We start from the raw sequence: 12339 nt of genomic DNA on the forward strand, positions 1-12339 counted from the left end.
AACTCTGCATGGCAAGGGGCGCCACCGCGCCCCTTAACTGGCTGCTATGAATCCTCCTGCACCTTCTGCTCAGGGTCAGGGTAATCCGACTGACTGGGCCAGGCATTGATCACCGCCTTGATCAAGGTCGCCAACGGGATGGCAAAGAACACACCCCACAATCCCCACAACCCTCCGAACAGCAAGATCGCGGTAATGATTGCTACGGGGTGAAGGTTCACCGCCTCCGAGAACAGCAGCGGCACCAGAATATTGCCATCGATAAACTGGATGACGCCGTAAATCACCATCACCAGGGCAAAATCCCCGCTCCAGCCAAACTGCACATAGGCCGCAGCCGCCACCGGGAGTGTTACCACTGTCGCGCCGATATAGGGCACCACCACGGACAACCCTACCAGCACCGCCAACAACACGGTGTAGTGCATTCCCAGCAGCAGGAAAGCAATAAAGGTGGCACTGCCTACCAGCAGGATCTCGATGGCCTTGCCGCGCACATAGTTGGCAATCTGATCATCCATCTCATGCCAGACGTGATCCAGAATCCGGCGCCGACGGGGCAGGAAACGCATCAGCCAGTTGATGATGGTTTCCCGATCCTTGAGGAAAAAGAACACCAGCAATGGCAGCAACACCAGGAAGACCATCACCTCCACCAGGTTGGGAATAGACGCCAGCGACAGGGTCAGCACCCCCTGCCCTGCTTCCGCCACCTGGCGCTGAATCACCGACACAATGGAGTTCACCTGCTCCATGGAGATCACTTCCGGATAATGTTCCGGCAACTGTCTGAGCCAGGTTTCTCCATTCTTGAGAAGATGCGGCAACTGGTCCTGCACCAGCAGCAGAGTCTGTCGCCAGACCATGGGCAACAGCACCACCAGAGTCGCGATCAGCAGGCCAAGGAAGAGAGTAAAAACCAGGTTCACCGCCAGTAGACGGCGCATGCCATGACGCTCCAGCCCGGAAACCAGCCCTTGCATCAGGTAGGCAATCACGATTGATGCAAACACCGGCGCCAACATGCCACCGAAAAACAGAATGACCAGTCCGGCGGTCAGCAATACCACAAGAAGATATACTGCCTCCTCATCGGAAAAGTACCGTTCGGACCAGTTTTTGAGAATACGTAACATCAGCTCTCCTGTTCGCCACGGCGAATCACAAAGGCATAGTGGCCCTTATTTTCGCCCATGCGAACCAGCTCGTGGCAGGATTGTCTCAAATAGGCAGGAATGTCATCGGCGGAAGCAGCATCGGTGGCGATCACCTCCAGCAGCTGCCCCGGTTTGAGATGTCTCAGCGCCTGCCGGGTCTTCAACAACGGCATGGGACATTGCAGGCTGGAGGCATCAATCTGCAGGTCGATAGGCTGGTCGCTCATACAGGCGGCTTCATTCGTTGCGGCTCTAGCTGCATTATAGTCACAACCCGACAACGGAATAAGGGTGGGTTGTGCCGACTTGCACGAATACTTACGGGAGCATCTTACTTGAAGTTTTTGTTACGCACCGTCTTGTTGTTGAGTTGCTGCACGCTGGCAGCCACCAGCGCCAATGACGACTTGCCGGTTCTGGGTGATCCCACCGCCGCACTGATGTCCGCCGACCAGGAGTACCGGCTGGGTCGCGGCTGGCTGCGCGGCCTGCGCGGGCAGACCTCGATCATGTCCGACCCGCTGGTGCAGGAATATGTGGAAAGCCTGGTCTACCGGCTCGCCTCCTACAGTGACCTGAAAGAACCCAATCTGGACATCGTGGTCATCAACAGCCGTCAGATTAACGCCTTTGCGGTACCCGGCGGCGTGATCGGGCTTAACGCCGGGCTGTTCCTCAATGCCCGCGACGAAGACGAAGTGGGCGGCGTGGTGGCCCACGAAATTGCCCACGTCAGCCAGCGGCATTTTGCCCGCCGTTATCTGGACTCGAAAAAGATGAACACCGCCGTGCTGGCCGCCATGCTGGCCAGCCTGGCTGTCGCCATTGCCGGTGATGGTGAAGCCGGCATGGCCGGTATCGCCGCCACCCAGGCCGGTGCCATCCAGGCGCAGCTGGCCTACTCCCGCCAGAACGAACGGGAAGCGGACCGGGTGGGCATGCAGACCCTGGTCGCTGCCGGTATGGACCCGGATGCCATGCCTCGTTTCTTCGAACGTATGCACAACAGCCAGCGTTTTTCCGGTGATCCGCCCGAGTTCCTGCTCACCCACCCGGTCACCGAAAGCCGTATTTCCGACAGCCGATCCCGGGCGCGCTCCCTGCCAACCCCGAGGCTCGCCCCGTCTGTCCATTTCCTGCTGGTACAGGCACGACTGCAGGCGGCCTTCATTCAGGGCGACGATCATGCTATCGACCATTTCCGTCAATACAGCAACGAACGCAATGCCCTGGGCCTGCAGGCCGCCCGCTATGGACTGGCGCTGAGTTATCTACGTGCTGACCACTATGACCAGGCCAGGAAAATCATGCAGGCACTCGCCGAGGAGCACCCGGACCAGCTGTGGTTCCGGCTGGGTCTGGTGGAAGTGGCCATGGACGAGGGCGACTACGACGTGGCCATTAGCCAGGCGGAGCGGGTGCTGGATCTGTCACCGAACAATTACCCGGCGTCCATTTTGCTGAGCAAGGCACTGCTGCGCAGTGAGCAACCGGCCAGGGCCTTGCCGCTACTCAAACCGTTACTGGGAGACCGCCCCAACAACCCGTATATCTGGGATTTGGCCGCCGATGCCTACGGCAACAGCGGCGACAAGGTTCGTGCCCTGCACGCGCGGGCAGAAAGCCAGTTCCTGCGTGGCAGGGACCAGCAGGCGATGCAACAGATGGAATATGCCTTGCGGGATGCGGAAAATGATTTTGCGCTGTACAGCAAGCTCAATGGCCGGCTGCAAACCATGAAGAGGTTATCGGAAGAGAGGTTCTAGAATACTGCACGCTGTCACGCAGCACGCCACACGCACAAACCTGACGCTCTTGCGTGTAGCGTGCGTCTTCCACGCACTATTTGTTTAGCGACTTGCCGAAATCCAGCATGCGATTGAGCGGCACCATGGCTTTATCTGCCAGATCCGAATCCACGAAGATCTCCTGCCCCATGCCATTGTCGTCTTCCAGCACCGCCAGCATGTTCTGCAGGCCATTCATGGCCATCCACGGGCAATGGGCACAGCTGCGGCAGGTGGCGCCGGAGCCGGCAGTGGGGGCTTCCAGGAAGGTTTTACCGGGAGCCAGTTGCTGCATCTTGTAGAAGATGCCCTTGTCGGTAGCGACGATGAAGGTGTCGTTATCCATCTCGCAGGCAGCCTTGATCAGCTGCGAGGTGGAGCCCACCACATCCGCCATTTCCACCACCGGCGCCGGTGACTCCGGGTGTACCAGAATGGCAGCGTCCGGGTAGGCCGCTTTCAGATCCTGCAGGCCCTTGGCCTTGAATTCCTCGTGCACGATACAGGCGCCATCCCAGCACAGTACATCGGCACCGGACTTGTCGCGCACATAGCTGCCCAGGTGCTTGTCCGGGGCCCAGAGGATTTTTTCACCGTTGCGGTCCAGATGCTCAATCAGCTCCACCGCAATAGAGGAGGTGACCACCCAATCGGCGCGGGCTTTCACCGCCGCCGAGGTATTGGCATACACCACCACGGTGCGATCCGGATGCTGATCACAGAAATCGGCAAATTCGTCCTCAGGACAGCCGATATCCAGTGAACAGGTCGCTTCCAGGGTAGGCATGAAAACGCGTTTTTCCGGGCTGAGAATCTTGGCGGTCTCGCCCATGAACTTGACCCCGGCCACGATCAGAGTGGAAGCCGGGTGCTCCTTGCCGAAGCGGGCCATTTCCAGGGAATCGGACACGCAGCCACCGGTTTCTTCCGCCAGGGACTGAATTTCAGGATCGGTATAGTAGTGGGCCACCAGTACCGCGTCGCGCTGGCGTAACAATTCCTTAATGCGCTGACGGTAGGATGCACGCTGTTCCTCGCTGAGCGAGTCTTCGTGTACCACCTTGGCCAGATGGGCCTGTACCAGTGCTTGTGCCTCTGCAGTCATTGGCTTCACCGCCTGGGGTTTCCCCCTGATATCAATAACTTAGGTAATAACCAGAAAATCAGGGCGGGCATAATACCACAACGTGGCGCCGGGGCGGCGCCACGTAGATACCCTTAAGCGTTAAAATGCGCCCGGACGGGCGGCTTTTCAAGATGCCGGACGATAGTCCGGGCCGGCAGCCACCAGATGCACAGTACTGATGGCTCGCTCCAGGAACGCGCCCTCGCAGTAACACAGGTAGTAATCCCACATACGGATAAAGCGCTCGTCAAAACCCAACTCACGGACTGTCGGCAAGTTCGCCAGAAAACGCTGACGCCAGTGATTCAGGGTCAGGGCGTAGTCATGGCCGATGTCATGAAGCTCCGTGGCGACCATGCGGGTATGCTTAGTCAGATGCTGGCACATCACCGACACGCTGGGCAGGAAACCGCCCGGGAAGATATAGCGTTTGATGAAATCGACCTGATTGAGGGCATGCTCGTAGCGCTGATCCGGCACCGTGATGGCCTGCAATACCAGTTTGCCATCCGGTTTTAGCCTTTCTCCGAGCACCTGAAAATAGCTCGGCAGAAACTCCGCCCCCACCGCTTCGATCATTTCCACGGAGACCACCCGATCATACTGACCGGTGAGCTCCCGATAATCCTCTTCCAGCACCGTCACTCTGCCCTCAAGCCCCTCAGCCTGAACCCTTTCACGGGCATGGCGAGCCTGCTCCCGGGAGATGGTGGTGGTGGTGACCTGAACACCATGATGCTTGGCCGCATGAATGGCGAGACCGCCCCAGCCAGTGCCGATTTCCAGCAAGGTCATACCTGGAGCCAGTGACAGGTACTGGCAGATTTTTTCCAGCTTGTAGTCGGAAGCTTCTTCCAGCGGGGCATCCGGACGGGGAAACACCGCGCTGGAGTACATCATGCTGCGATCGAGAAACAGGCTGAAGAAATCGTTGCCCAAGTCATAGTGCGCAGAGATATTGCGGCGTGAGCCCTGCAAGGAATTACGGTTATAGCGGTGCAGCATTTTCAGGGCCGGCCTGGACAACAATGCCATGCCACCTTCCAGGGCTTTCATGGCATCTACGTTGGCAGCAAAGTAACGAATGACTGCCACCAGGTCCGGGCTATCCCAGCCTTTTTCCATGTAAGCTTCTGCCGCGCCCAGGGCACCGCCACTCATCATCATGGTATAGGTGCGCCAATCACGCAGGCGGATAATGGCCGCTTCGCCGTGGGAATGTCTGCCGAGCATGACCTGATTGCCATCGGGTTCGTGAATACGAAGAGCGCCATGCGGCAGAGCGTTGAGCCGAGCCAGCACCAATTTGCGAGCCACGGACTGTGCCCAGCTGATTGTCACACTGTGTTGTAATGAGTTTGTTGTGGCTTTTTCGCCAGACAGCATGCGGTCAATCTCCGTACCGATTGTTACTGTTATTGCCGGGGTGAGAATGAAATCTCGCCCCCTTGCGCCAGAGCCGGAATGCCTGCCAGTAAATGGCACGCATTGTCGCCACGCCCTGGGCACCGAAGCGGAAGATCACCGACCCCATGTTGCCTTTACCAGGGTTCTTAAGGTCCAGCTGCAGCCCAGCCACAAACACGACCTGATCTTCCTTTCTGTCTTCCAACATTAGGCGCAAACCGGGTAAGGCCACGTGAAGATCCCAGTGGTAATCCAGTGCCATAGGCAGAAAGGGCGACACATGAAAGGCCTTGGGGTGGCTCACCACCCAACCACCCTGTTCGTTTTTTTGCAGGTTCAGCGGATAGAAATGCCGCTCCCGCCAGGGGGTGTTCTGCACTTCCGCCAGCATACTGTCCGGCTGTTCGCTGTCCCCGGAGAAATGCAGGTAAAGCACCAGAGGATTGAACAGCGTGCCCAGGGTGCGCCACTGGCCCAGCATCACTACCCTGCCCGCCTGCCAATCCAGGCCCAGCTCCACGGCTTTTTCACGCACCTTGTCATTCAGGCTATCCGGGCGCGCATCCACAAAGTCGCTATCGCGAAACACCACCGGCCGCCAGCGCCGGCCCCAGGCCGGATGCCGGGCCAGCATGGCGTCTACTTCCGCCAGATCACACCAGACCATCCACAGGGGGTAATGAAACCCATGACGGAACGGCACCAGGCGCTGGTGCCATACCTTGCCCCTTGCTATCGCCTGGGTAATCACGGGGCAGACTCCGGGGACAATGCCCGCACCACGTTCAAGGCCGACACCACGCCGTCTTCATGGAAACCATTACGGCACCAGGCTCCGGCATACCAGGTGCGCCTTTCGCCATTGCCCGCCAGTAGCGTTTCACAGGCTGCCACTGTATCCGGTGTAAACAGTGGATGGGCAAAATGATAGCGGGCAATGATTTTTTCCGGATCAATTTTGTCCGTCGCATTCAGCGTCACGCAGAAAGTTTCCGGTGCCTGGATGCCCTGCAGAATATTCATGTCATAGGTGACCTGTACACGCTCTTGATCGTCATCGAAAAGCAGGGCATTCCAGCTTGACCAGACCCGCTGACGCCGTGGCAGCAAGCGAATATCCGTGTGCAACACCACCTCATTATCCTGATAACCGAGCCGTGACAAGCACTCTGTCTCGCGGCTATCCGGGTCGTCGAGCAGCGCCATGGCCTGATCGCTGTGGCAGGCAAGAATCAGCTGATCAAACTCTCGCTGTTCACCATTCACCGTGAGAGTGACACCCTGCTCATGGCGGCGTACCGCACTAACCGCTGAACGGGTGTGAAAACGGGCTGAACATTGCTCCACCAAGGGTTTCACATACTGATTGGAGCCCCCCGGCACCACATACCACTGGGGCCGGTTGGTGAGCGAAAGCAGGCCGTGATTCTGGAAAAAGCGGATAAAGAACTTTGCCGGGAACACTTCCATCTGTTCCAGGGAGCAGGACCAGATGGCACCACCCATGGCGAGAATATAATCCCGACAGAAACGCTCCCCGTAACCATGCCGGCGCAGGTATTCACCCAGCGGCATTTCCCCCGCCTCAGTGTCCAGCAACCCGGGCGCATTGCGATTAAAACGCAGGATGTCGCCGATAAAGCGCCAGTGGGATGGGCTCAGCAGATTGCGCTTCTGGGCAAAAATCCCGCCGAGGCCATCGCCGGAATATTCCAGTCCGTTGCGCTTATCACTGACGGCAAACCCCATCGCCGTGGGCTGGCCCTGCAAACCCAGCTCATCCAGCAGGCGCAGATAGTTGGGGTAGGTGCGGTCATTGAACACAATGAAGCCCACATCAATGGCGTAGTCACCGTGCTCCCGGCTCACCGGCACGGTACAGGTGTGGCCACCGAGGTAGTCGTTGGCCTCGAAGACGTCCACCTGATGATCTCTGGACAGATACCAGGCGGCGGTGAGGCCGCTGATACCGGCACCGACGATGGCAATACGCTGACTCATGCCTGTTCCTTTCTGCTAGTGGGACTGTGATTACTGTCGTCGTACTGGGCCTTGGCGGCCTTGAAAGCCTCGGTAACCCGCTCGCGCACACCGGCATGGGGCACCACCGGCGGCGGATAGTCAGGCGCCAGTAAAGGCTGTTTCCAGGGCTCGTGGACGGTCTTGTTATCCAGCTCGCGTAATTCCGGCACCCAGCGGGCGACAAACTCGCCCTGCGCATCGAAACGCTGGCTCTGGCGGACAGGGTTGAAGACGCGGAAATACGGCACCGCGTCGGTACCGGAGGACGCACTCCACTGCCAGCCGCCATTGTTGGCGGCAAAATCTCCGTCGATCAGGTGTTGCATGAAAAAACGCTCCCCCATCCGCCAGTCCAGCCACAGATGCTTGCTGAGGAACATGGCCGTGACCATGCGCAGGCGATTATGCATCCAGCCAGTGGCCACCAATTGCCGCATGGCCGCGTCCACCAGCGGGTAGCCGGTGCGACCCTCGCACCAGGCCTGGAACAAGTCAGGGTCTCGGGACCACTGCAGCAACTCGGTTTCCGGCCGAAACGCGCCACCGCGACTGACCCGGGGGAAACGGGCCATGATCTGGCGATAGAAGTCTCGCCAGGCCAGCTCACCAATCCAGCAGGCAGCCCCGTCCCGGGCGCCCGCATCGGCCATGGCCAGAGTCGCCGCCCGGTAGCAACTGGCCGGCGACAGAGTGCCCGCAGAAAGAGCGGCGGACAGGGCACTGGTGGCCGGTTGCGACGGAAAATCCCGATGCTTGCGATAACCGGCCAGATGATGCTCGATAAAATCATCCAGTTGTTTCAGTGCCGCCGCCTCGCCCGGTTGCCAGTGACGGGTCAGAGAATCAGGCACTGTCAGCTTTTTGAGGGCACGTTCCACCACGCCCTTGCCGACAAAGCAGCCGTTACCGGCGCGAGCTGCAGGCAATGTGGCCACCGGCTCGAAGTGGCTGTCGAGCCATACATCCCAGCGTTTTTTGAAGGCGCTGAAGACCGTGTAAGGCGTTCCCTTGCCGGTGTTCAGGGTGCGCGGAGGCACCAGCACGCTGTCATCAAAGCCGGTTATCTGCACCCCCAGCGGCTCCATGGCCTGGGCCACCGCCCGGTCACGGTTCAGTTCGTTAAGTGGGTACTCGCGGCTACAGAACAGGCGTTCAATGCCGTGCTCCCGCACAAAGTCAGCCATCAGCGCAGGCACGGCTGCAAAGTCGCCGGCGTCCAGCACATGCAGATCCACACCCCGCTCTGCCAGGGCCTCGCCCAATTCAAGCAGGCTTTGCAGCACATACCAGCGGCGTAGCGGCGCCACATCGTGGCTGTCCCACTGCTGATCACAGAGAAAATAGACCGCGATAACCGGTTCATCCCGTTCCAGCGCCTGCTGCAGGGCACGGTGCGAGTGGATACGTAGGTCGTTGCGATACCAGAGCAAATTCATAAAACGCCTCTATGCCCTTCCAGGGTCAACAATTGTTCCGCCACCGCCTGACGGTCCCCGGTGAGCCTGGTCACACAGGCAGGCGGCGCTTCCGCCAGCCGGCCCCAGCAGGCCACGGGCCATGGCTGGTTCTGTTGCGGCCAGAGGCGCTGGCGCTGGCCGGCGGTAGGCCAGCGATCAATCACCCAGAGCACCCCGCAGGGCTGACGATCGGCCACAAGCGCACTCAAGGCATCCACGTCCACGTCCCGCTGCAAACACCACAGAGGTCGCTGCAGCACCATGGCCAGCTCCAGAGCCGGCAACACGTCCCCCACCGGCACCAGTAGCCAGCCAAACTCCCGCCGCTTGGGTGACAGGGACAAGGCACGAGCGGCCCACTTCTGGGTCAGAACGGCTTCCAGCAAGGCCAGATGGGCAGACAGGGACGGACTACCGGCAAGCTGCTCACGCAGGGGATCGCTGAGTTCGCGGATCACCTGCGCATGGCTGTAGTCGGCCAGCAGCCGGTTGAGCAGTTGCTCCAGGCGCCGTCCATTCATGGTCTCCAGCGCCTGTAACGCATCCTGGCGTGCCTGGGCCCAGGGCACACCGTTATCGGCTGACAGCAGCGGCTCCTGCTCCCCTGACAGCAAGGACGCCACCTGGCTGATGGGCACGCCCTTTTCCACCCAATGAACAATGCGCCGTATCTGGTCCACTTCAGCGGATCGGTAACGGCGATGCCCCTTGGCAGTGCGCTCCGGCTTCAGCAAGCCGTAGCGACGCTCCCAGGCACGCAGGGTGACCGGGTTGACGCCACACTGCTCACTGGCCTGCTGGATGGTGAGCACGTCGCTCATACCCGATTTCTCAGCCCCAGATCATCCGGATACGGCGACAGGTAGCCCTGCTTTTCCAGATAGGGCTGCGGCACCTTGCGCATGCCGCCACGCAGCAGGGTCATGGGCACAACCAGCGGCACTTCCTCGCGCAGGTAAGCCTCAATCTGTTCGTTGATCAACGCCCTGTCGGTATCGCTGAGGCCCTCACGCAAAAAACCCGCCAGGTGTTGCAGGGTATTCACGTGTGCACCTCGCGATACCCGCTTCTTCATGGCGATCATCAAGGCGTGGATATATTCCTCGGCGATCTCCTCCAGCGGGCGGCTTTTCAGGTCGCTGAGCAGGGGCCCCAACTGACGATAGGTTTTCTGGCAGTGGGCAAGTAGCTGGAATTTGTGTCGGCTGTGGAAGTCGATCAACCGCTGGGCGGTGAGCCCCTGCTCACGGAGCTGACACCAGTCATCGTAAAGGAACACCCGCTCGATAAAGTTTTCCCGCAGGGTATCGTCGTTAAGCCTTCCCTCTTCTTCCAGGGGCATGAGCGGGTAATGAGTTTGCAGCGCTGCGGCAAACAGGCCACTGGCATCACGGTGCTGCACATTGCCGTCATCGTTGTAGACGCGGATGCGCTCCATGCCGCAACTGGGGGATTTGGCCATCAGGATATAACCGCGCAACGGCGCCAGAGAAGGCATGGTGCGGGTGATGAAATCCTCCATCAGGTCGGTATGGTCGCGACGCCCATCGGTGGTGATCAGCCGCAGCTCTCCACCTTGCTCGGCAAGGTGCATGGCCTTGCGCGGCGCACTGAGGCCCGCCCCCATTTCCGGGCACAGGGAACGAAACTCGAAATAGCGGGACAAAACGCCAGTGCAATAGCGGGAATGCTTGTGTCCCTTGTCGTGACGCACTTCCAAGCCCAGCAAACAGGCGCTGATACCGACCGGGATTTTTGCGGAGCTGTTCATGTGTCACCCCATACCTGTACAAGAAATGATGTTTGTACAAGTTTAGGCCAATGTACAGTCAACACGCCGTGAAGCTCCCGTTCGAGCCACTTTCCTGCATCGGCCAGTGAAGATGCAATCTCGGGCAGCTATGCTTATACTGCCAAACAAACTGATCATATGGACAGTGCAATGCGTATTCTTGTGTGTGGCGGGCGCGATTTTGCCGATCAGCCATTACTGGCCCGCAGTCTGGCCCGGCTACTGCGTGACAACACCTTCAGCCTGCTGATCCACGGCAATGCCAGTGGCGCGGATCGACTGGCCAGCCAGTGGGCCCATGACAGCGGTGTGGATCAGGTCAGCTACCCGGCCAACTGGGTAGCCCATGGTCGCGCCGCCGGCCCCATGCGAAATCGGCGCATGCTCCATCACGGCCGCCCCCAGGCGGTGGTGGCCTTTCCTGGCGGGCGGGGCACCGCCAATATGATTCAACTGGCTGAAGACGCCGGCTTGCCAGTCTGGCAGCCGGCACTGGACGGCGAGGATGGCATTCCCTCAGCGCAGGGGCTGATGGCACGCTGAGGATCACGGGGTTGGCAACAGCCGGAGAGGAAAGCGGCTTCACCCCAGGGGACATAGTGCTCACGGAGGAAGAACACACTCTCTGTGTGCTCGGTGAGCGCAGTGGTGAAATCAGGCTTCGCCAGGCTATGGATCAAACCTGCCGGGATCAGGGGGCAATAAGAGCGGGAAGAGCATCAGCAGAACGAAAAAGGGCCCGCCGTAGGCGAGCCCTTTTAAATTTGGTGGGTCGTGCTGGATTCGAACCAGCGACCAATTGGTTAAAAGCCAACTGCTCTACCAACTGAGCTAACGACCCGCTCCCGAAGGAGGCGCAAATAATACGGATTTATTTCCGGGAGACAAGGGGAAAACCGATTTTTTTTCCCCTTTACTGATAGTTTGTTGGATCTTTGACCAATGCCTCATCAAAGCCTTGCTTGCGAAGGCGGCAACTGTCGCATTTGCCACAGGCATTGCCATTCTCGTCAGCCTGGTAGCAAGACACCGTGAGTCCATAATCCAGCTCCAGGGCGGTGCCCTGCTGGATTATCTGCGCCTTGCTCAAGTGCATCAGTGGCGTCTCCACGCTGATCGGGGATCCCTCCACACCAGCCTTGGTGGCCAGATTGGCCATGGCCTGGAAGGCTTCAATAAAGGCGGGGCGACAGTCCGGATATCCGGAATAGTCCACCGCATTGACACCGATGTAGATCGCTTCGGCCTCCACCACTTCCGCCAACCCCAGGGCCAGGGAAAGAAAAACGGTGTTACGGGCCGGCACGTACGTCACCGGAATCCCGTCACCGCCCTCTTCCGGCACGTCAATGGAGTGATCTGTGAGCGCTGAGCCACCGATATTACCCATGCCCAGCTCAATCACCCGATGGCTGAGCGCTCCCAGGGCAGCGGAGACCCGCTCCGCCGCATCCAGCTCGGACCGGGTCCGCTGGCCGTAGTCAAAGGCGATGGTATGGCACTCATAACCCTGATCCCGGGCGATGGCCAGGCAGGTAGCCGAGTCCAGGCCACCAGACAGCAATACCACGGCTTTTTTCATTGATGGCTC

The 12339-nt window shown here is 59.4% G+C and carries 12 protein-coding genes and 1 tRNA gene; 2 read left to right on the top strand and 11 right to left on the bottom strand.

Annotated elements, in window-relative coordinates; all coding sequences use genetic code 11:
- Nucleotides 1-44: 44 nt before the first annotated feature.
- Complete coding sequence (locus ACMG4N_RS14200) at nucleotides 45-1136, bottom strand: AI-2E family transporter (RefSeq protein WP_297768460.1); 1092 nt, start codon at nucleotides 1134-1136, stop codon at nucleotides 45-47.
- The gene (locus tag ACMG4N_RS14205; protein ID WP_035248807.1) at nucleotides 1136-1384 is read right to left on the bottom strand and encodes a sulfurtransferase TusA family protein; all 249 of its coding nucleotides are present in this window, start codon (nucleotides 1382-1384) and stop codon (nucleotides 1136-1138) included. Before ACMG4N_RS14205 ends, ACMG4N_RS14200 begins: the two co-directional genes overlap by 1 nt.
- Before the next feature lie 108 nt (nucleotides 1385-1492).
- Here ACMG4N_RS14205 and ACMG4N_RS14210 point away from each other — a divergent pair, with 108 nt between their 5' ends.
- The gene (locus ACMG4N_RS14210) at nucleotides 1493-2923 is read left to right on the top strand and encodes a M48 family metalloprotease (RefSeq protein ID WP_297768457.1); all 1431 of its coding nucleotides are present in this window, start codon (nucleotides 1493-1495) and stop codon (nucleotides 2921-2923) included.
- 76 nt (nucleotides 2924-2999) lie between these two features.
- On the opposite strand, the gene nadA is transcribed toward ACMG4N_RS14210, so the two are convergent.
- The 7 genes from nadA to ACMG4N_RS14245 all read right to left on the bottom strand — a co-directional run bounded on the left by nadA (nucleotide 3000) and on the right by ACMG4N_RS14245 (nucleotide 10727).
- Complete coding sequence (gene nadA, locus ACMG4N_RS14215) at nucleotides 3000-4049, bottom strand: quinolinate synthase NadA (RefSeq protein ID WP_414432130.1); 1050 nt, start codon at nucleotides 4047-4049, stop codon at nucleotides 3000-3002.
- A 147-nt stretch (nucleotides 4050-4196) separates the two neighbouring features.
- Nucleotides 4197-5456 (bottom strand): class I SAM-dependent methyltransferase, encoded by a 1260-nt coding sequence (locus ACMG4N_RS14220; protein WP_414432131.1) that lies wholly within the window; start codon nucleotides 5454-5456, stop codon nucleotides 4197-4199.
- A 4-nt stretch (nucleotides 5457-5460) separates the two neighbouring features.
- Nucleotides 5461-6228, bottom strand: coding sequence for a DUF1365 domain-containing protein (locus ACMG4N_RS14225; protein ID WP_297768447.1), 768 nt, complete (start codon nucleotides 6226-6228; stop codon nucleotides 5461-5463).
- Complete coding sequence (locus ACMG4N_RS14230; protein WP_414432132.1) at nucleotides 6225-7478, bottom strand: NAD(P)/FAD-dependent oxidoreductase; 1254 nt, start codon at nucleotides 7476-7478, stop codon at nucleotides 6225-6227. The genes ACMG4N_RS14225 and ACMG4N_RS14230 overlap by 4 nt, the downstream gene beginning before the upstream one ends.
- Nucleotides 7475-8935, bottom strand: a complete 1461-nt coding sequence (locus ACMG4N_RS14235) for a cryptochrome/photolyase family protein (RefSeq protein WP_414432133.1) — start codon at nucleotides 8933-8935, stop codon at nucleotides 7475-7477. Before ACMG4N_RS14235 ends, ACMG4N_RS14230 begins: the two co-directional genes overlap by 4 nt.
- A complete protein-coding gene (locus ACMG4N_RS14240) occupies nucleotides 8932-9777 on the bottom strand; it encodes a MerR family transcriptional regulator (protein ID WP_297768437.1) in 846 nt (281 codons plus the stop codon). The genes ACMG4N_RS14235 and ACMG4N_RS14240 overlap by 4 nt, the downstream gene beginning before the upstream one ends.
- Nucleotides 9774-10727 (bottom strand): YbgA family protein, encoded by a 954-nt coding sequence (locus tag ACMG4N_RS14245; RefSeq protein WP_297768435.1) that lies wholly within the window; start codon nucleotides 10725-10727, stop codon nucleotides 9774-9776. The genes ACMG4N_RS14240 and ACMG4N_RS14245 overlap by 4 nt, the downstream gene beginning before the upstream one ends.
- A gap of 171 nt (nucleotides 10728-10898) precedes the next feature.
- On the opposite strand from ACMG4N_RS14245, the gene ACMG4N_RS14250 reads away from it, so the two are divergent.
- Entirely contained in the window at nucleotides 10899-11291 is a 393-nt protein-coding gene (locus tag ACMG4N_RS14250; protein ID WP_297768432.1) for a DUF2493 domain-containing protein, read from the top strand.
- 222 nt (nucleotides 11292-11513) lie between these two features.
- Here ACMG4N_RS14250 and ACMG4N_RS14255 read toward each other — a convergent pair.
- A tRNA-Lys gene (locus tag ACMG4N_RS14255) sits at nucleotides 11514-11589 on the bottom strand.
- Between the two features lie 72 nt (nucleotides 11590-11661).
- Nucleotides 11662-12330, bottom strand: a complete 669-nt coding sequence (gene queC, locus ACMG4N_RS14260; protein WP_297768428.1) for a 7-cyano-7-deazaguanine synthase QueC — start codon at nucleotides 12328-12330, stop codon at nucleotides 11662-11664.
- Nucleotides 12331-12339: the final 9 nt, after the last annotated feature.

This window comes from Alcanivorax sp. IL2 (assembly GCF_047495475.1).
Classification (GTDB): Bacteria; Pseudomonadota; Gammaproteobacteria; order Pseudomonadales; family Alcanivoracaceae; genus Alcanivorax.